General features: G+C 70.0%; 18 protein-coding genes. 5 read left to right on the top strand and 13 right to left on the bottom strand.

Annotated features, from left to right (window positions below; all coding sequences use genetic code 11):
* Window positions 1–172: 172 nt before the first annotated feature.
* Window positions 173–835, bottom strand: coding sequence for a hypothetical protein (locus ACZ44S_RS03975; RefSeq protein WP_285512821.1), 663 nt, complete (start codon window positions 833–835; stop codon window positions 173–175).
* A 474-nt stretch (window positions 836–1,309) separates the two neighbouring features.
* Window positions 1,310–1,744 carry a hypothetical protein gene (locus tag ACZ44S_RS03970; RefSeq protein ID WP_285512820.1) on the bottom strand — a complete coding sequence of 145 codons (435 nt, stop codon included), beginning with the start codon at window positions 1,742–1,744 and terminating at the stop codon, window positions 1,310–1,312.
* A gap of 436 nt (window positions 1,745–2,180) precedes the next feature.
* Here ACZ44S_RS03970 and ACZ44S_RS03965 point away from each other — a divergent pair, with 436 nt between their 5' ends.
* Complete coding sequence (locus ACZ44S_RS03965; RefSeq protein WP_285512819.1) at window positions 2,181–3,323, top strand: HoxN/HupN/NixA family nickel/cobalt transporter; 1,143 nt, start codon at window positions 2,181–2,183, stop codon at window positions 3,321–3,323.
* A gap of 234 nt (window positions 3,324–3,557) precedes the next feature.
* Here ACZ44S_RS03965 and ACZ44S_RS03960 read toward each other — a convergent pair whose 3' ends face one another.
* Window positions 3,558–4,487, bottom strand: a complete 930-nt coding sequence (locus tag ACZ44S_RS03960) for a DUF5134 domain-containing protein (RefSeq protein ID WP_285512818.1) — start codon at window positions 4,485–4,487, stop codon at window positions 3,558–3,560.
* A 274-nt stretch (window positions 4,488–4,761) separates the two neighbouring features.
* On the opposite strand from ACZ44S_RS03960, the gene ACZ44S_RS03955 reads away from it, so the two are divergent.
* Complete coding sequence (locus tag ACZ44S_RS03955) at window positions 4,762–5,256, top strand: hypothetical protein (RefSeq protein WP_285512817.1); 495 nt, start codon at window positions 4,762–4,764, stop codon at window positions 5,254–5,256.
* Between the two features lie 95 nt (window positions 5,257–5,351).
* Window positions 5,352–6,965 (top strand): multicopper oxidase family protein, encoded by a 1,614-nt coding sequence (locus ACZ44S_RS03950; protein WP_285512816.1) that lies wholly within the window; start codon window positions 5,352–5,354, stop codon window positions 6,963–6,965.
* Between the two features lie 243 nt (window positions 6,966–7,208).
* Here ACZ44S_RS03950 and ACZ44S_RS03945 read toward each other — a convergent pair whose 3' ends face one another.
* The 8 genes from ACZ44S_RS03945 to ACZ44S_RS03910 all read right to left on the bottom strand — a co-directional run bounded on the left by ACZ44S_RS03945 (window position 7,209) and on the right by ACZ44S_RS03910 (window position 14,062).
* The gene (locus tag ACZ44S_RS03945) at window positions 7,209–9,788 is read right to left on the bottom strand and encodes a heavy metal translocating P-type ATPase (RefSeq protein WP_466924191.1); all 2,580 of its coding nucleotides are present in this window, start codon (window positions 9,786–9,788) and stop codon (window positions 7,209–7,211) included.
* 213 nt (window positions 9,789–10,001) lie between these two features.
* Entirely contained in the window at window positions 10,002–11,480 is a 1,479-nt protein-coding gene (locus ACZ44S_RS03940; RefSeq protein WP_285512814.1) for an ABC transporter permease, read from the bottom strand.
* Window positions 11,477–12,160 (bottom strand): ABC transporter ATP-binding protein, encoded by a 684-nt coding sequence (locus ACZ44S_RS03935; protein WP_285512813.1) that lies wholly within the window; start codon window positions 12,158–12,160, stop codon window positions 11,477–11,479. The genes ACZ44S_RS03940 and ACZ44S_RS03935 overlap by 4 nt, the downstream gene beginning before the upstream one ends.
* Before the next feature lie 29 nt (window positions 12,161–12,189).
* Window positions 12,190–12,483 (bottom strand): hypothetical protein, encoded by a 294-nt coding sequence (locus tag ACZ44S_RS03930; protein ID WP_285512812.1) that lies wholly within the window; start codon window positions 12,481–12,483, stop codon window positions 12,190–12,192.
* Window positions 12,484–12,488: 5 nt separating this feature from the next.
* A complete protein-coding gene (locus tag ACZ44S_RS03925; protein WP_285512811.1) occupies window positions 12,489–13,187 on the bottom strand; it encodes a methyltransferase family protein in 699 nt (232 codons plus the stop codon).
* A complete protein-coding gene (locus ACZ44S_RS03920) occupies window positions 13,180–13,461 on the bottom strand; it encodes a hypothetical protein (protein ID WP_285512810.1) in 282 nt (93 codons plus the stop codon). Before ACZ44S_RS03920 ends, ACZ44S_RS03925 begins: the two co-directional genes overlap by 8 nt.
* A 29-nt stretch (window positions 13,462–13,490) precedes the next feature.
* The gene (locus ACZ44S_RS03915) at window positions 13,491–13,745 is read right to left on the bottom strand and encodes a DUF2933 domain-containing protein (protein WP_285512809.1); all 255 of its coding nucleotides are present in this window, start codon (window positions 13,743–13,745) and stop codon (window positions 13,491–13,493) included.
* A 53-nt stretch (window positions 13,746–13,798) separates the two neighbouring features.
* Complete coding sequence (locus tag ACZ44S_RS03910) at window positions 13,799–14,062, bottom strand: SHOCT domain-containing protein (RefSeq protein WP_285512808.1); 264 nt, start codon at window positions 14,060–14,062, stop codon at window positions 13,799–13,801.
* Between the two features lie 203 nt (window positions 14,063–14,265).
* On the opposite strand from ACZ44S_RS03910, the gene ACZ44S_RS03905 reads away from it, so the two are divergent.
* Together ACZ44S_RS03905 and ACZ44S_RS03900 are read left to right on the top strand one after the other, a co-directional pair.
* On the top strand, window positions 14,266–17,082 hold the full coding sequence (locus tag ACZ44S_RS03905) for a heavy metal translocating P-type ATPase (protein ID WP_285512807.1): 2,817 nt from the start codon (window positions 14,266–14,268) through the stop codon (window positions 17,080–17,082).
* Entirely contained in the window at window positions 17,079–17,420 is a 342-nt protein-coding gene (locus tag ACZ44S_RS03900; RefSeq protein ID WP_285512806.1) for a metal-sensitive transcriptional regulator, read from the top strand. Before ACZ44S_RS03905 ends, ACZ44S_RS03900 begins: the two co-directional genes overlap by 4 nt.
* A gap of 499 nt (window positions 17,421–17,919) precedes the next feature.
* Here the strand turns inward: ACZ44S_RS03900 and ACZ44S_RS03895 are convergent, their stop codons facing one another.
* Window positions 17,920–18,573, bottom strand: coding sequence for a DUF3105 domain-containing protein (locus ACZ44S_RS03895; RefSeq protein WP_285512805.1), 654 nt, complete (start codon window positions 18,571–18,573; stop codon window positions 17,920–17,922).
* Window positions 18,574–18,697: 124 nt separating this feature from the next.
* Complete coding sequence (locus tag ACZ44S_RS03890) at window positions 18,698–19,132, bottom strand: hypothetical protein (protein WP_285512804.1); 435 nt, start codon at window positions 19,130–19,132, stop codon at window positions 18,698–18,700.
* Window positions 19,133–19,140: the final 8 nt, after the last annotated feature.

Here is a 19,140-nt window from a genome sequence, read left to right as displayed (position 1 = left end):
AGGTCCAGGGGCGGGCACCGAATGGTGCCCGCCCCGCTGGTCCCTGCCTTGAGGACGGGCGACCCGCACCCGCAGCGACCGGTGCAGGCCAGGGCGGTCCGCCGGGAGCTGGCAGACGGCTGACCGCCTGCCAGCTCCCGGCCGTCATGTCCGTCGCTCGGAGCGCAGGGGCTCAGTGCGCGTGGCCGTCGTCGGCGTGTCCCGCCTCTCCCCCACTGTCCGTACTCGGAGAGGACTCGGGCGGCGTAGTACCGCTCTCCTCGGCGTGGCCGTCGCCTGACTCCTGCCTCGTGCTCTCCTCGGCATGGCCGTGCCCTGACTCCTGCTTGGTGCTCTCCTCCTCGGTCACCTCTTCGCCGTGGCTGTGTCCGCCACCGTCCGACTCCGCGGCCATGTCGGCGGCGATGCCTCGCAGTCCGAAGAACGCCATTGCCGCGGTGACCAGGACGAGGATGCCCGTCGGGCCGACGATGCTGCGCCAGCGTGCCGTTTGGTAGCGCAACACATAGGCGACGAAGGACAGGGCGAGACCGAAGGGGATCAGCATGGCCGCCCGCTCGGGGAAGTCCTCGAAGTGCTGCATCCCGCCGCTGAGCATGCCGATACCGAACGACAGCGCCAGTGAGGCCAGCACGACCCCGACGACCTTGGAGACGCTGGGCCGCTGCCGCTTGAGGACGAATTCGTTCAGCAGGGTTGAACCCAGGAAGACGAGCGCGCCGATCAGGGCTATCACTGTGTAGCGGTCGGGATCCAGCGGGTGGTGCACCACAGCCCCGCTGATCAGGCCGGCGCCGACGAAGGTGGTGGCGTAGCCGAGGTAGTCACCGATCACCGGGGTCCGCCTGGGTGCCCGGCGGCGTCCGCCGCGGCGGCCACCGGACGGTGGCGGAGTGTCGGCTTCCGACGCCCGGCTCCGACATGGTGCGGGCTGCGGTTCCATCGGTGCCGGGTCCTCGGTGAGCGGACCGGGCGAACCCGCAGGACGGACGTGGACCGCAGCTCTCGGTTGGTGCGACGGGTGGGGATGCTGCGGGTGCTGGTAAGGAGAGTGCGCCTGCGGATGGGAGGGCATGCTGGCGCGGTCGACGAGGTGGGGCTGAGACACGAAGGGGGCCTTTCGCGGGTGGGCCGGCACGCGGAATCACGCGACCGGACCGCCGGGGCTTACGTGGCAGGGTTTACGTCGCTTCTCAGGCGCAGGGGCGTGCGGACGCTCCGCGAGCCGGGAACACGGCACCACCAAAGTCGGTGGAGCACCCCGCTCCGCTCGGACGGAGACCGCGCCGCCTGCGCGCATGCCGACGGCCTAGATCCGCAGAATGGCCAACTGGGTGAGGGTTCCCGCACGAGCCGGTGGCAGACACCGGCGAATGCCGGAATGGTGTGCGCGGAGCCGCCTCACCAGCGAGTCGCGCAGGGCGACAGCGCGTCCGCGGACCCCTCGCCGGCCGGCTGCCAGCAGTGCGCAGCAGCCGAGGACGGTGGCACACAGCCCGACTTCGGCCGCCTCCCCGAAGCCGTGATGCTCCTCCTCCACGGAAGCCGCCAGGACTAGGGGAGCCGAAGCGCCGCGCACGGCCTGCGCCTGTTGCTGTGCGTGCACATGGGCGGGAGTTTCGCTCCCGTGGCCGGTATCGGCGCTGCCCGCGTGGGCGAGGAGGTGCATCAGACCGAGAGCGAGCAGCAGCAGGAGCAGCAGACGCCCGATCGCGCCTCGCCCTGCACTGGCTCCGTTGCTCATACGCTCCGTCATCTCGCCGTGGCGCCGACATGGCACCCCCGCAACTGTCGCGGCGCATCAGCGTACCGGTGCTCTACACCCGTGAAGGCAAGGAGGAGACGACCGAGCCGCAACCCTTCGCTGACGAAGCCGATTCCGTGCTCCGGTTCCACTCCTGCCGGCTGCGGACACGCTGTACGACATCGGCCACAGAGGTTGGCGTATACGCGAGTCCACGAAACGCGGCCGGACGTGCGCCAAGCGCCCGAAGGGCGCATCGGCCACAGGCTGAGCACACCTCAGCAGAGCTGCCGTGAGGCACATCCGCACGGCATAGTTCCGGCGGTTGCACCGGAAGTAGGGCCCAGCAGAACGGTGACACACATCACCTGCTTCTGCATAGACATCGCAAGTAGGATCCATGCGCATCGTTCCGTGTACCGACCGGAGGAAGCCGATGACGAGCGCGACCACCGCGCCGCCCCCGCGGGCCGGAAAGCGGGCTCGCCGGTTCGACAGCGGTGAGATGCGTCGGCTCGTTGCCATGTACGGGTTCGTTGCGGCCCTGCACGTCGCGGGATTCGGCCTGTTCACGTACTACAACGCCCGCTATCACGACCTGGCGAACAGCCAGGGAGAGCTGCTCTATGCCGGAGCGGCGGGCCTTGCATACACCCTCGGTATGCGGCACGCCTTCGACGCGGACCACATCTCCGCCATCGACGACACCACTCGCTATCTGCTCCAGAAGGGCAAGCGGCCGCTCGGCGTCGGTCTCGCCTTCTCTCTAGGGCACTCCACGGTCGTCTTCGCGCTCTCCGTCGCCGTCGCCTTCGCCGCCCAGGCCGCGAACCGCTTCCAGTCGGGCTTCGCGGAGATCGGCGGGGTCATCGGCACGCTTGTCTCCGGCCTCTTCCTCTACGCCATCGCGGCACTGAACCTGGCTGTGCTGCGGGGCATCGTGCGGACCTGGCGAGAGGCGAAGGCCGGACGCCACCAGCCGGAGGAACTCGAGGAGTTGCTCGCCGACCGGGGATTGATGAACCGGGTGTTCAAGGGGCGCTACAACCGCTTCATCAACCACAGCTGGCAGCTGTACTTCGTCGGCCTGCTCTTCGGCCTCGGCTTCGACACCGCCACACAAGTCGGTGCCCTCGGCCTGGCGGCCGGTTCCGCTGCCGACGGAAGTCTGCCGCCACTCGCCATCATCGCCCTGCCGCTGATCTTCGCCGCGGGCATGAGCCTGATGGACACCACCGACGGGGTGTTCATGTCGAAGGCGTACGAGTGGTCGTTCTCCAACCCGGTCCGGAAGATCTACTACAACCTCGCCATGACAGGGCTGTCGATCTTCGTGGCGTTCGTCGTGGGCACGATCGAACTGGTCTCGCTTCTCGCCGAACGGCTCGGGGTGGACGGCCGCCAGCCGTGGAAGCTGCTCAGCGGTATCGACCTGAACGCCATCGGCATCGCCATTGTGGCCACCTTCCTCGTCACGTGGATCGGCGCTGTCGTGCTGTGGAAGGTCCGGCGCTACGACCAGCGGTACCCGAACCAGCCGGCAGTCGTCCCGGTCGAGCCGGAGATCACCGCAGGATGACGTGGTGCTCCGAGCTCTCACTCGCCACGGCCGGGCCCGGAGTTGTGGCGAATGCGTCCACGGAGGAAACCCGTCTGAAGACCGGTGTCGTCGACTCTGTCGAGAGCAGCGTCGGCAAATCCAGGCGGTCGACTGCCGCACGGTCATGCGGCTGACTGAAGGATGCGGCCAAAAGGCCCTCGTCGCAGGACGGCGGTCCCGGCCCCGACGCCAGGCTGGCGGCCGGCCGTCCCCTTAGGCAGCCATCATGACCAGCATCGCGGACATCGTGCTGCCCATGCCGATATGGGCCAGCAGTGCCGCACCGGGTGAGGTGCCCGGCGCCCGCCGGCGGCGCCGGCCGCCCGCGGCCACGTGGGAACGGTGCTTCTCGCTCCTCAGCCGGGTCCGGTCCCACACGGAAATGGCCAGCGACGCGATGAACACGACCACGGCGTCGGGCAGGGCCAGAGCGTGGCGCATCCAGCGGGACCGGCCACTGCGGCGGCCTGCTGCCGCGGCGGACTGGTCGGCGCTGCGGAAGCGTGTCCACAGGGACGCGGCGATCGAGAGTGCGAAGTACACGGCGAGGCCGATCAGGACCAGACGCCAGAGCGAGGCGGAACCTGAGGACGCTGCTGCCTGCGTGCTGGCGGAGGCCATGTCGTGACCGGCCATCCCCGAATGGCCGGCACCTGACATCCCCGTCATGGAGTGGTCCATCCCCGCCATTCCGGCCGCGTCCATCGCTTCCGGGGCACCTTCCGTGTTCGCTGTTCCATGACCATGACCATGACCGTGTCCGGACGTGCCCAGGGCGAGAACGGGACCGGAGGTGCTGCCGGGCATGGCAAGCGTCATGATCACCATGGCGGCGCTGCCGATGATGTGGTGCGCCCAGTGCCGACCGCGGCGCCAGCCGTGTCGCCGTGTGTGGCGTACGGACAGCACGATTCCGCCGAGGCCGATGGCGGCGAACACCGTCACCCACAACGCGCCGTGGTCCCCGAAGGACGCCGAGGTGGCGGGCAGGAACATGGCGGCCATGCCCCCGGCCATGACCAGGTCGCCTCCTGCGGCGAACCGGACTTCTCTGCTGTCGGCCGCCGCCAGCCGGGCCAGGCTCACCATGGCGACGAGGACGGAGACGGCCACCAGCGACCAGGTCAGGGCCGGACTTCCCATTGCTGCCCTCCATATCGGGCTGACCACTACTGATGCCCTGAGTACGTAGTGGAGGGTGCGGGTGTTCAGGGACGGGAGCACAGGCAGGCCACTCAAGTGGCCGAGAACCGTGGTCAAGAGGCCGGCGCGCTATTCCCGAGGCCCCCTTGGTGACTTCATGCGCTAGTGCCCGGAGCTCCTCGTGCCCTGCATCGCGAGTCCACCTCATCCGCCCTTTACCCCTGAGGGGTATATTGATCCGGCGATCCTCTCGACGAAAGCCCAAAGGGAAGTGATGGCGGTACAGGCAGCCCTCGCCTCGCGGACCAGCGCCCCTCGTGACGCCGCCCGCTGGACGCGCGCTGTTGTCATCGCCCTGTTCGCCGCGCTGGCCGTACTGATCCACCACGAGGCGACGGCCGCGCCCATGGCCCCGTCACCGTCGTCCGCCGTGCACGTGATGCCCGGGGGCATGGTGATGACGGGCGATCCCGCGCCGCGGGCCATGGAGACGTCCGGGCACGCACACGCAGCCGCGGCCGCGTCGCCGGCAGCCGCCGCAGGTGCCGGACCCGCCGCAGACGGCAGCGACAGTGCGGCATGTGCCGGCATGGGCATGCAGCACTGCGCGCCGGTGAGCGTCGACGAGGTCACTCTCGTGCCACCGGCGGACTCATCGGCGTCAGGCGATCTCAACGCTCACGGTGCCGCTGCCCTTGGTGCGGTGCCGGCCGGCGCGGTGGGCCGAGCGCCCCCGGATCTGTCCGTTCTCTCTCAGCTGCGCATCTAGGCCGTGCCCAACGGCCTCCTCGCCGATTTCTCACGCCGAGGAGCCGCCTGCGCACGTGTCCGCCCATGCGTACAGAGAGATTGAGGACAACCCCTATGAACAGCATCGACCGCCGCTCCGTCCTGCTGGCCGGCCTCGGCGTCGCGGGCGCGGGCGCGCTCGCCGCCTGCAGCAGCGGCTCCGGCAGTACGCCTTCCCTGGTGAGCCCCTCCGGCTCGGCGGTAGCCGCAGCCGAGAAGAAGCGCCCCAGCACCGGCAAGGTGCGCAACGTGACCCTGACCGCCGCGCCCGCCATGCTCGACCTGGGCGGCGGCGTCATGGCCAAGAGCTGGGCCTTCAGCGGCCGGACCCCCGGCAAGGAGATCCGGCTGTCGGTCGGCGACACGCTGGCCGCCGAACTCTCCAACCAGCTGCCGAACAAGACCACCACGTCCATCCACTGGCACGGCCTCGCCCTGCGCAGCGACATGGACGGCGTGCCCCCGGTCACCCAGAAGGCGGTGCGGGCGGGCTCCAACCTCACCTACCGCTTCCTCACCGACGCCCCCGGCACCTACTTCTTCCACCCCCATGTCGGCGTCCAGCTCGACCGGGCCCTGTACGCGCCGCTGATCGTCGAGGACCCGAAGGAACCGCTGTCGTACGACGACGAGTGGGTCGTCGTCCTGGACGACTGGGTCGACGGAGTCACCGGCACACCCGACGAAGTCCTCGCCGAGCTTCGACAGGGCATGGGCGGCATGCACATGGGTGACAGCTCCGGGTCGGGTGGCGGCCACGGTGGCCACGACATGGGAAACATGGAGGGGATGGACATGGGCGACGGTTCCGCGTCCCCGTCCGCCTCGTCCTCGTCCGGCGGGATGTCCATGAGGTTCATGCTGATGGGCGCCGAGAGCGAGCTCCTCGGCGGCGACGCCGGTGATGTGAAATACCCGTACCACCTGGTCAACGGGCGCGTCCCCGCGGACCCGGACGTCTACCGGGGCAAGCCCGGCAAGCGCGTACGGCTGCGGATCATCAACGCGGGTGGCGACACGGCATACCGGGTGGCGCTCGGCGGCCACAAGCTGACGATCACCCACACCGACGGCTTCCCCGTCGAGCACCAGCAGGTCGATGCCCTGCTGATCGGCATGGGCGAGCGCTACGACGTCCTGGTCACCCTCGGCGACGGCGTCTTCCCGCTGGTCGCCCTGGCGGAGGGCAAGAACGCCAGCGGCATGGCCCTGGTACGCACCGGATCCGGCAGCGCGCCGCAGGCGTCCGTCCGGCCGAAGGAACTGAACGGCAGCATCCTGAGCGCCTCCCGGCTGAAGGCGGCGGACGACGTCCGGCTCGCGTCGAGGAAGGCGGACCGGGTGCACCGCATCGAGCTGACCGGCGGCATGGACAAGTACAACTGGGCCATCAACGGCAAGGCGTTCGACATGGACGACCCGTCCGCGAACCCCATCCTCGTCGAGGAGGGCCAACGGGTCCGGCTGGACTTCGTCAACATGACGCAGATGTGGCACCCGATGCACCTGCACGGCCACACGTACCAGCTCGCAAGCGGCGGCCCGCGCAAGGACACCGCGATCGTGCTGCCGAAGAAGACGCTGTCGGTGGAGTTCGACGCGGACAACCCCGGCCAGTGGATGCTGCACTGCCACAACGCGTATCACGGCGAGGTCGGGATGATGGCGCTGGTGGCCTACCAGGCTTGATCGCCGGCCGTCTCGCGTGCTGGCCGGCGGACTGTCGGCCAGCACGCGAGGGCGAGCGTGGTGGGGAGGGCGGTTGGGGTGCGTCCCCGTATTTCCCCGTTGCTTGATCCTGCCGGGAACTACTTCCGGTGCTCGGCCTGGGGAACGTGCGGATGCTTGAGTGATTGCCAGACGCCGCCGGACCGATGAAGACGCCGGTCCGGTCGCCATCGATGTTTTGCGCAGCGGACGCCGCCGCGCGGGTCAGGCAGCTCGGCGGATGGGCTCGTCGGCGATGACAGCGGCCGGTGCCGGCGGGGCGGGAACGCGGGAGGCCGCTGCCGGCAGGCGCAGCCCTTTGAGAGCCAGTGCGTTGACGGCCACGATGACGCTGGAGCCCGACATGGACAGGGCCGCGATCTCGGGCCGGAGGACCAGTCCGATGGCGGGTTCGAAGACGCCGGCGGCGATGGGCAGGGCGAGGGCGTTGTAGCCGATGGCCCAGCCCAGGTTCTGGCGCATCTTGCGCAGGGTGCCGCGGCCGATGCGCAGGGCGGTGGGCACGTCCAGCGGGTCGGAGCGCATCAGGACGAGGTCGGCGGTCTCGATGGCGACGTCGGTGCCCGCGCCGATGGCGATGCCGAGGTCGGCCTGGGCCAGGGCGGGGGCGTCGTTGACGCCGTCGCCGACCATGGCGACGGTGCGGCCGGTGGATTGGAGTTCGGCGACCTTGACGGCCTTGTCGCCCGGCAGGACTTCGGCGATCACGGTGTCGATGCCCAGCTGCTCGGCGATCCGCTCGGCGGTGGCCTGGTTGTCGCCGGTGAGCATGACCACTTCGACCCCGAGGGCGTGCAGCTCGGCCACGGCGGTGGCGGAGGTCTCTCGCGGTGCGTCGGCGATGCCGATCAGGCCGGCAGCGAGACCGTCGATGGCGGCGATCACGACCGTACGGCCGGTGGCTGCCAACTCATCCCGCTTCGCCGCGAGTTGCGTCAGGTCGATGTTCTCTCGTTCGGCCAGGCGGCGGTTGCCGACCACGACCCGGCGCCCGGACACGGTGGCGATGGCGCCGTGACCGGGGACGTTCTCGAAGCCCTCCGCGTGTTCCGTCACGCGCTCTGTCGCCTCCGCATGGCGTACGACGGCTTCGGCGAGGGGGTGTTCGGACTCCCGCTCCACCGCCGCGACCAGCCGCAGCAGCTCGCCTTCGTGGACACCGGGAGCGGTGACCACGTCGGTGACTTCCGGCTCGCCCTTGGTGAGGGTGCCGGTCTTGTCCATGACGACGGTCTGGATGCGGGCGGAGGTCTCCAGCCCCATGGCGTTCTTGAACAGCACGCCGCGCTTGGCGCCCAGGCCGGTACCGACCATGATCGCGGTGGGCGTGGCCAGTCCGAGCGCGTCCGGGCAGGTGATGACCACGACGGTGATGGCGAACAGCATGGCGGCACCGAGGGAGCGGTCGGTGGCCAGCAGCCACACGGCCAGCGTCGCGGCCCCGCCGATCAGCGCGACGAAGACCAGCCAGAACGCCGCCCGGTCCGCGAGCCGCTGTCCCGGGGCCTTGGAGTTCTGAGCCTGCTGGACCAGCTTGACGATCTGGGCCAGCGCGGTGTCCGTGCCGACCTTCGTCGCCCGCACGCGCAGCGTGCCGTTGGCGTTGATGGTGGCACCCACGACCTGCGAGCCGGGCTCCTTGTGCACGGGCAGGCTCTCGCCCGTGACCATCGACTCGTCGACCTCGCTGCTGCCCTCCTCGACCACGCCGTCCACGGCGATCTTCGCGCCGGGGCGTACCAGCAGCAGGTCGCCGACGACCACGTCGGCGGTGGGCACCTCGACCGGTTCGCCGTCGCGCAGCACGAGTGCCTTGGGCGGGGCCAGGTCGAGCAGGGCGCGGATGGCGTCGTTGGCGCCGCCGCGGGCGCGCATCTCGAACCAGTGCCCGAGCAGGACGAAGGAGGCCAGCACGGTGGCCGCCTCGTAGAAGACGTCCCCGCCGCCGGTGAGCGTGACGATCAGGGAGTAGAGCCAGCCTGAGCCCACGGCGACCGCGACCAGCACCATCATGTCCAGGGTGCGGGCCCGCAGGGCGCGGAGCGCGCCGTCGAAGAAGATCGTGCACGAGTAGAAGATCACCGGAAGGCTCAGCAGCAGCGCCCACACGTCCTCGCGTAGCCCGAAGGGGACGGGCACGTCCAGGTTGAAGACGTCCTCGCCGATCGGTGACCAGATGACGATGGGGATCGAGAAGAGCGCCGCGACCAGGAAGCGGTTGCGCATGTCGGCCACCATGGCCGCCATCGACATGGCGCCGTGACCGCCGTGGCCCATCACCTCGTGGGGTGAGGGCGTCGCCTCCTCGTGCTCGTGGGCGGCGTGGTCTGCGGGTGCGGCCGGTTCGTTGACGTGGGGCGCGGCTGTCGTCTCGGGTTGCACGCTCGCGTGGCCCGCGTGCGCGCCGCCTAGCGGTGCGCTTGGTTCTGTTGCTGTCGGGGCGGGTGGATCGGGCTCGGCCATCGGGTCGCAGACGTGGGCCGGGACGGACTGGCCAGCGCAGTGCAGGCCGCACTCCTGTACCCAGTCGCGCAGCTCCGTCAGGGACGTGCGCCTCGGGTCGAAGACCACCGTCGCCGTCTGCGCCACCGGGTTGGCCTCGACATCGAGCACGCCGGGCCGTCGGCCCAGGACGGCGGTGACGGTGCTCTGCTGGGAGGCCCAGTTCAGGCCCCGTACGTCGAGCACTGCGGTACTGCTTTCCTTGGGAGGGTGGGCGTACCGGGGCTCGGAGGGGCCGGTGTGCCCCTCCCGGTCTTGGGGTTTCGGGTGATGGTCGTGCACAGTCGCTTCTCCTTTGCAGGGCGGGCAGTGGCGCCGCCGCTCTCCCAAGCCCGTACTTCGACGGTGCGCGCGATGAGGGCCGGCAGCAACACCACGGCAGCCTCCACGACCGCTTTACGTCGGCGCCGGTAGGTGCGGTCAAGCAATGGCACGGGCACTTCTGCTTCCAGCAGTGCGGGCCGTCCGCAGGACGCCCTCGTCCATCGCGCACCCTCAGCTGACAGCGGTGCGTACGGCGCGGCGGAACAGCAGGCCGACGGCGAGCGCGAGCCCGGTGACCCAGGCCAGGGCGATGAGTAGTGGGCCGGTCTCGTCGAAGGAGGCGGTGAGCGCGGCGTCGTACAGGAGCCGGGAGGTCCCGTAGCCGGGCAGGGCGTGCCCCAGGCCGGACACCTGGGAGTTGAGCATGGGGCTCTGCTCGATGCCGAGGTCGAGGAACGGCACCAGGAAGGCGACGAAGACCCCGCCGACCCGGCCGAAGAGCGAGCCGATCAGCACGCCGATGAGGCCGTAGGTGAGGCCGGTCAGGGCGTTGGCGGCGAGGTAGAGGGCCCATTGGCGGGCGCCGAACAGAACTGCCGTGACGGCCACGGAGGCCGCCGTGGCGATCAGCGCGCCCAGGGCGACGACGGACAGCCGCGCCGTGAGCAGACTGCGGGCGCGCAGTCCGGCCAGGACGAGTCGCTGGTCAGCCGAGCGTGCGTCGAGGACGGTGAACAGGCCGACGAGTGCGGCCAGCGAGGCGATGGCGACCGGGGTCATGAAGCCGGGATGGGCATCGGGGAACCAGAAGCGCACCGTGACCTGGCGGCCGTTCTCCGGCAGCACCATGGTCTGGTACTTCTCCGGCGTCGTCAGCGCGGCGAGCAGGATGAAGACCGCTGGTACGGCGATCAGCAGGGCCCACAGCACGCGGTTGCGGCCCGCTGAGCGCAGCCCCATCCGTGTCGCGGTGGAGAGCTGGCCCGCCTGCCGGTGCGTTCGAGCGGTGCGGCTGGTGACGGTGATGACGGCCCAGGCGACGGCGAGCGCGGTCACGGCCCACAGGAGTGCCCAGCCGAGGTCGCCCATGCGGCCGCCGTGGCGGGAGGGCAGGTCCATCATCCACAGCGTCGCGAAATGGGTCGGCAGGATCCGGGTCACCGCCCGGTCCGCAGAGCCGAACGCCGGCCCGAGGAAGACGTCCAGGAGCCATACGAAGAAGACCAGCACGGTGCCGTTGACCGCAGAGGAGACCAGCGCGCCGACCAGAGCACCGATGCCGAGGTAGATCACCGCGAACATCAGCGTGCCCACCACGGTCCGGCCCGGCGCGTCGATGCCCATGCGGGCTGCCAGGGTCACCAGGGCGGCGGCGGTCGCGGTGCCTGCGAGGGCGAGCCCGGTGGTGAGCCGTGCCCCAACAAGCCGGGCCGGGGCCAGTCCCGCCAGCACCAGGCGACGGTCGGTGGCGCGGGCGGAGCGCACCTGGAAGTACATGGCGATGGCCGAGATGAACGCGGCCGCCCACCCGGTGGTTGCGATCTCCACCTTCACGTCGCCCTTCCCGCCCAGCAGCTCGGCTGCGTCCGCGACCTTCTGCGCAGCCACCGCCACGAACACGACCGGCACGACGACCAGCATCGTGGCTATGACCGGGTTGCGTGCCGTCTCGGTGCAATAGCGGCGTATGAGCAGGCCGGTGGTGCTCACCGTGGCACCGCCTTCCCCTCCCGCAGCTGGACGATGCGGTCGAAGCGCTCTTCGTCGGTCACGAAGTGACTGATGATCAGCACCGATCGCCCCGCCCCGCGCCGCTCGGCGACCAGTTCCCAGAACCTCAGATACGTGTCGACGTCGAAGCCCGCGTACGGCTCGTCCAGCAACAGCACCTCAGGGTCGGCCAGCAGAGAAAGCCCAAGGTTGAGCTTGCACAGGGTGCCGCCGGACAGCCGGTCGGCGCGGGTCACGGCATACCGCTCGAAGCCCAGCGACTCGTAGATCTCCCGGCGGGCACGGCGCTCCGCCTCCGGAGTCATACCGTACGCGCGGCCGAAGAGCTCGAAGTGCTCGTCACAGGTGAGGCGTTCGTAGACGACGGGCTCCTGCGGGCAGTAGCCGAGCCGGCCTTGGTACGACACGGTGCCGGCGTCCGCGCTCAGCGCACCGACGAGGATCTTCATCAGGGTGCTCTTGCCGGAGCCGTTCTCCCCGACCAGCCCGACCACCTCGCCGGGCGCGAGCGAGACATCTACACCGCGCAGCACCTGCAAGCTCCGCCGGGCGGGCCACACACCGCGTCGGTACGCCTTCTCGATCCCGGCAGCCTCCAGCACGTGCAGCCCCGGCACCGGTGGCGCCAGGGACGGGGAGGCGTGGCCCGTGGAAAGCATGACTCCTCCTGGACTTCCGGATGCGGTGGTCAATGGGTGGCCGTCGGTGCGCGAGCGGGGATATCGCGGAAGGCGTCGGCGAACGCGTGCACCAGGGCGGCGGCGGTGTAGCCGACTCCCCAGAGGCCCCAGGCCGCAGGCGGTGCGTCGATGGCCAGGAGCGGGACGAGTGGGAGCACACAGACGGCCACGAGTGCCGACGCCGCGCCCCGGAACGGGTGCGCCTTCGTCATGCCGTGATGCCGCACACGCCTGAGGCGGAAGGCGTACTGCCCGGTGACGAGAAGCTGGACAGCGATCAGGATCCAGACCAGCGCGGCCATGGCCGTCACCTCCGGGCGCTGGTGTGACGCTCAGGCGTGGGTGGCCGGTCGCCGTGCGACACGGGTGGGGCGCCCTGGCGCTTCCCGAAGCGGGGCCAGAAGGCGGGGGTATGGGCGGCGTACGCCTCCCAGTCGGCGCCGAACCTCTCGGCGACCTCGCGTTCCTCGCTGCGGGCGAGGCGGGCGTACACGTACACAAGGACCGGGAACATGATCAGGGTGGGGATGGTGGGCCACTGCAGCAGGAACCCGATCATGATGAGCAGGAATCCATCGTATTGCGGGTGGCGCACATGGGCGTATGGGCCGGTGGTCGCCAGCCGGTCGTGCTGGGCGGCGTCGTGCAGTACGCGCCATGCAGCGGCGATCAGCCAGAAGCCGACGCCGATGGCGACGTAACTGGCCAGGTGGAAGGGGCTCAGGTGCGGGTCGCCACTCCAGCCGGTCAGGTCGTTCCAGAGGTGTCCGCCGGCGTGGGTGTCCTTCAGCAGCGGGAACTGGGAGCCGAGCCAGCTGCCGAGCAGGTAAATCGTCAAGGGGGTGCCGTACATCTCGGTGAACAGCGCCACCATGAAAGCGCTGTAGGCGCCCATCGCCCTCCAGTCCCGCTTGCTCTTGGGGTGGAAGAAGCTCGCGGCGAAGGCGATGAACAGCAGGGTGTTGAGCACCACCAGCGGCCACAGTCCGTATGCGGCGTCAGCCATGATGTCCTCCCACGCGATGGGTCGGGACGGCAGACATGCGGCGCTGTCCGCGGGCGATGCCGCTCATGCGGTGCTGGTAGGTGTCCGCGTCGACGCGGTGGTGGAGGCGAAGGCCCACCAGCCACCGTTCGGCTTCCTCCAGTGCGGCGCGCCGTCCACGCAGGCGGGCCAGCGGTGGGCGGCGGGGCTCGTCCGGGGTGATCAGGCGGGCGATGTCATAGACGATGCCCGCCAGGATCAGCGCCCCGGCCAGCGAGGCGATCAGGGCGACCATGGCACTCACTCCCTGCCCGGCCGGGGCGGTCAGGACCGCCCAGGCCCGGTGTGTTGGTCGTGCTTGCGCAGCGGGTCTTCGTCCTGGTTGTCGCGGTGCTGATCGGGGCCGCCCTGCATGTTCTGGCCGTGCATGCCGCGCATCATGAAGAACATCATCAGCGGGCAGGCCGCGACGAGGGCGAGCCAGACGAAGCTTTCCAGCGACGCACCGACGATCAGGGCGCCGACGACGACGATCGCGGCGGCAAGGGTGTACATGCCGTAGTTGCGCTTGTCGTTCATCACGGGCCTCCTTCAGCGGAGGGCAGAGGGCCGCAACCGGGTGCGGCCGGTGATCAGGTTTTGGTGAGAGGGCCGGCGTGCAGGGCGTTCAGGCGACGCTGGTATTCCTCTTCGTCGATCTCCCCGCGGGCGAACCGCTCACTGAGGATCTGCTGCGGTGTGGGGGCGGCGGGGGTGTGGGTGTGTTCATGAGGCTGGTTGACAGCACGGAAGACCAGCACGAGGGCCGTGATGATCAGCGCCCAGAACGCGACCATGCCGACCGACATCCCGAACCAGCCCCACCCGCTCATGCCGTGGGCGTACCAGAACATCATCGCCACTCACCTGCTTCGGCTATCGGCGACCGGGCGCTGGGCGGGCTCCCGGGGACTTCTTGCTTTCACCTTCATCGTCCCGCTGCCTGATGAGGCGGTCTGGGGCCGGACGGTCCCGGATCGGTGGGCCGTTCAGCCCCTACCCGGCAGGGGTACGCGAGCGCAGGGTGGAGTGAGGAATCGACAAGGGAGGCGAGCAGCTCGTGGGTGCCCTCGACGTCGTGGTGGTCGTGGCCGCTGTGCTGTTGGCCGCGGGGCTGGGCTGGTTCTTCTTCGGGCCCCGTCGGGCCGGCGCCGCCCGGGTCGAAGGCGGGGTGCAGCGGGTGGAGATCACGGTGCGGGGCGGCTACAGTCCCGACCTGATCAAAGTCCGTGAGGGGACGCCGGTGGAGTTGGTCTTCGACCGACAGGAGGCAGGAGAGTGCACCTCCCGCGTCGTCTTCCCCGACCTCAAGGTCGCTGCCGGGTTGCCCGCCCACGCACGCACCACCGTGCGGCTGCACCCTGACCAGCCGGGCTCGTTCGGCTTCGCCTGCGGCATGAACATGATCCACGGCACGCTCTTCGTCGAACCCGCCGACGGCTCCGCAGGCCCGCCGCTTTCCTCAGATGGCCACGGCACCGGCACCAAGCCTGAGGCTCCAGCGGCCGAAGGGCCGCCCGCGGGAGAGGAGCGAACGGCGGCCGAGGCGGAGGCGGCGGACGCCGCCGAGCGGCAGGCGGAGATCAAGGACCTGACCCGCAGAATGCTGCTTGGCGCGGTCCTGACCGCCCCGGTGCTGTTCGCCGTGATGGCGCACGAACTCTTCGGCGCCAACTGGGTGCCCGGCTGGATGCTCAACCACTGGCTGCAGCTGGCACTCATCACACCGGTGATGTTCTACACCGGCCGGCCGATCCACGTGACGGGCTGGCTGACCCTGCGCCACCGCGCCGCCGACATGAACTCCCTGATCACCCTGGGGACGACTGCCGCCTACGGCTACAGCCTGCTGGTCACCCTGGCCCCCGGCCTGCTGCCGGAAGACGTACGCGAGGTCTACTTCGAGGCCGTCGGCGTCATCCTCACCCTGATCCTGCTCGGCCGCCTGCTGGAGGCCCGCGCCAAGGCCGGCACCGGCGAGGCGATCCGGACCCTGCTCGGCCTTCAGGCCCGCACCGCCCGTGTCATACGGAACGGCACCGAGACCGAGACCCCGGTGGAGGACGTGGCCGTCGGCGACGAGATCGTCATCCGGCCCGGGGAGAAGATCCCCGTCGACGCCGCGGTGCTCTCCGGCTCCTCCGCGGTGGACGAGTCGATGGTCACCGGCGAGCCGATGCCGGTCACCAAGCACACGGGAGACACGGTCATCGGCGCCACCGTCAACACCACCGGCTCCCTGCGAGTCCGCGCGGCGAAGGTCGGCGCGGACACGATGCTCGCCCAGATCATCCGTCTCGTGCAGCAGGCGCAGGCGTCCAAGGCCCCCATCCAGCGGCTCGCCGACGCGGTGTCGGCCTACTTCGTGCCCGCGGTGATCGCCATCGCCATCGGCACCTTCACCATCTGGTTCACCCTCGGCCCGTCCCCCTCGCTCACTCTGGCCCTGGTCTCCGCGGTCGCCGTGCTGATCATCGCCTGCCCGTGCGCCCTGGGACTGGCGACCCCGCTGTCGGTGATGGTCGGAACAGGCAAGGGCGCCCAGGCCGGCATCTTGATCCGTTCCGCCGAAGCCCTGGAGACCGCACACAAGCTGGACACCGTCGTGCTGGACAAGACCGGCACCGTCACCGAGGGCAAACCCGTCCTAACCGACGTCCACACCGCCAACGGCATCGACGAGACTGAGCTGCTGCGGCTCGTGGCGGCGGCCGAGGCCGACAGCGAACACCCCCTCGCGCAAGCCATCGTCACCGGCGTCCGCGAACGCGGGCAGGCGTGGCCGGCTGCGACTAGCTTCGACTCGGTCACCGGCAAGGGCGTCCAGGCCACCGTCGACGGGCACGCCGTCCTGGTCGGCACCGCCCGACTGCTGGGCGACGTCGGTATAGACACCAGCGCACTGGCCCCCGTCGCAGCCGACCTCTCGGCCGCAGGCAAGACACCCGTCCTTGCCGCGGTCGACCGACGGCCCGCCGGGGTCCTCGCCGTGGCGGACACCGTCAAGGACGATTCCGCTGCCGCCATCGCAGCCCTGCAGCGCCTGGGGGTCGAGGTCGTCATGCTCACCGGGGACAACGCCCGTACCGCCGCGGCGATCGCCGCTCAGGTCGGCATCGGCCGGGTGCTGGCCGAGGTACTGCCCGAACACAAGGCCGACGAGATACGCCGGCTGCAGGGCGAGGGCCGCACCGTCGGCATGGTCGGCGACGGCATCAACGACGCACCCGCCCTGGCCGCCGCCGACGTCGGCCTGGCCATCGGCACCGGCACCGACGTCGCCATTGAGGCCGCCGACATCACCCTGATCTCCGGCTCGCTCGGCGGCGTGGTCACCGCGATCCGGCTGTCGCGGGCCACCATGCGCAACATCCGGCAGAACCTGTTCTTCGCCCTGGTCTACAACGCCGTCGGCATCCCCCTCGCCGCAGGGGCCCTGTATCCGCTGTGGGGCCTCCGGCTCAGCCCGATCATCGCCGCCGCGGCCATGGCGCTCAGCTCCCTGTCGGTCGTCACCAACGCCTCCCGGCTGCGCCGCTGGCACGCCCAGCCGCTGCCGGACACCCAGCCCGCGAGCGTCCGGCCCCGCGTCGAATCCGCCACCGACCGTCCCCCAACTGGCGGCACTGCGACCACCGCACCCCACCACCCCGCCCCGCACGACCACGCCGACGAGCATCGCGCCGACGGCAGCACGGTCACCGACCCCGTCTGCGGCATGAGCATCGAGATGGGGTCCGCGGCGCAGTGGCGGAATACCGGCACAGGCACCTACTACTTCTGCTCCGCCCACTGCGCCGCTGCATTCGACGCCGACCCGGAGCGCTACACCGGCCCCGTGTCCGGCGCGACGCATGAAGGAGGCGAACCCCGGTGACCACCACCCCCGCCACCCACACCTCCCACCGCCACGCCCACGAACCGCACAGCCAGACCCCGGGATACGCCGACGGCAAGGCCGACCACCTCGCCCGGCTGCACAAGGTCGAAGGCCAGATCCGCGGCATCTCCCGCATGGTCACCGACGACCGCTACTGCATCGACGTCCTCACCCAGATCAGCGCCGCCAGCCGCGCCCTGCAGGAGGTCGCCCTCGGCCTGCTCGACGATCACGTACGCGGCTGCGTCACCGACGCCGCCCGCACCGACCCCGCCCACGCCGAGGAGAAGTTCAAGGAACTCACCGGCGCCCTGCGCCGCACACTGCGCCTGTGAGCGCACCTGTCGACGCAGGCCCACAGGACACCCGGCCTGCGCCCTCTCATGGGACCGCCTCAGGCTGAGGCCAACTGCGCCTTCGAGTGAGACCACGGCCCTGTGGGGAATTCCTCCCCACCATCCACGGCATCCCAGCGGACAAACAGCGCGAAAGTGGGCGAATGACCACCGCTGGCCGCAAGGAACAGCAACACCCGCGCTTCGCTTCGCCGCCCAGTATCTGAAGATCGCCGCCGAGTCCGACCGGCGCGGCGGCACCACACACCGCGACCGACTGCTCGCCGGGCTGACCGGACGGGTGCTGAAGGTGGGCGCCGGCCAGGGCCGGAACTTATGTGCCGTCGTCGCCTGGAGCGGCCACGAACCAGACGATCAGGCCGAGGGCGACCAGGCCGCGGCGGCGACGGCCCACGGGGCCAGAAGGATGGCTTGCGGGCGGGTGTTTCGTCGGAATCGGAATCCGTCACGTCTGGTGCCGTTGTTGTCGTGATCATCATCAGGCGGTCAGGCCCCCTGTGCAGGCGGCGCCAGGCTCCGGCGTCTGCGCACCCTGAACGTACTTGGTCAGGAACTGCTCGACTCTGGGGTCGGATGCCTTGTCGACGGTGAGCTGCTTGCCCCAGGCCGACAGCACGATGGGACCGGACTGGGACTTGTCCGGGCTCATCAGGGTGTAGGGCGTCTTGGCCACCTTGTCGCCGAGTGTCTTGACGTCGGCGTCGGTGGCCTTGTCGTTGTACGTGACCCAGACCGCGCCGTGCTCCATGGAGTGCACGGCGTTCTCGTTGGGGATGGCCTTGGTGTAGACGGTGCCGTCACAGGTCATCCACGCCTGGTTGTGGTCGCCCCCGACTGGGGGGTTCACCGGGTACTTGACGGTGCCCTTGACGTGGTTGCGGCCGAGCTTCTTGGCGTCCCAGGTCTTCTCGCCCTGGACGGGCTTCTTCGCGGCGGCGGCCTTCTGTTCCTCCTTCTCGTTGGCGCTGTTGATGGCGTACGCGCCCCAGCCCACCAACCCGGCGACGATGACCGAGCTGAGCGTGATGGTGATGATCCGGTTGCGGCGCTCGCGGGCCTTCTCGGCGCGGCGCATCTCATCTATCTTGGCCCGCCGTGCCTGGGCGGTTGCCTTCTTGCTGGTCTTGCTCATGACGGTGTTTTCCTCGTCCCCGCCGCGCGGGTGTCGCCGGGCAGCGGTGGGTGCAGATATAAGGGGTGGAGGGGCGGAAGTCGGCATGCGTGCGCATGCGAACGCATGGCGCCGGGTCATCCGTCTAGGTCCGTTGCACCTGGAGGACGTGTAGATCAGGAGCGCGGCAGGTCGGCGCAATCCCAGGGAAGATCGAGGGGGCGTCCGGCTGCCTGGGGAGATCCGGCATACGGGACAGGACCGCCTGCAAGGGCTGGGCAGGCACGGCCAGCACGCCGTGCACGCCGTGCACGGCGCCGTTGCAGCACATGTCGCCGGCGGGACAGCCAGCCGGGTGCGAGGCTTTTGCTGTGTGCCGTTCGGTCGAAATGTTCGTCGGGACAGCAGCGGCGGACATGGCGGTCATGGAGGCGGTTGTCGGCGGGGTGCTCTGGTCGTGGGCGACGAGTCCCAGGCACATCACCAGCGCGGCGAGCAACACGGCCAGGGCAGGGCACAGCGCCGCGATGCGCGTGGTCCAGCGCGTCTCGCGGGCCGTGTGCGGTATCCGGCTCCCCATCGCTGCTG

This window comes from Streptomyces malachitofuscus (assembly GCF_055571035.1).
The sequence above is the reverse complement of the archived record's forward strand: the minus strand, read 5'-3'. Positions and strand labels throughout refer to the sequence as shown.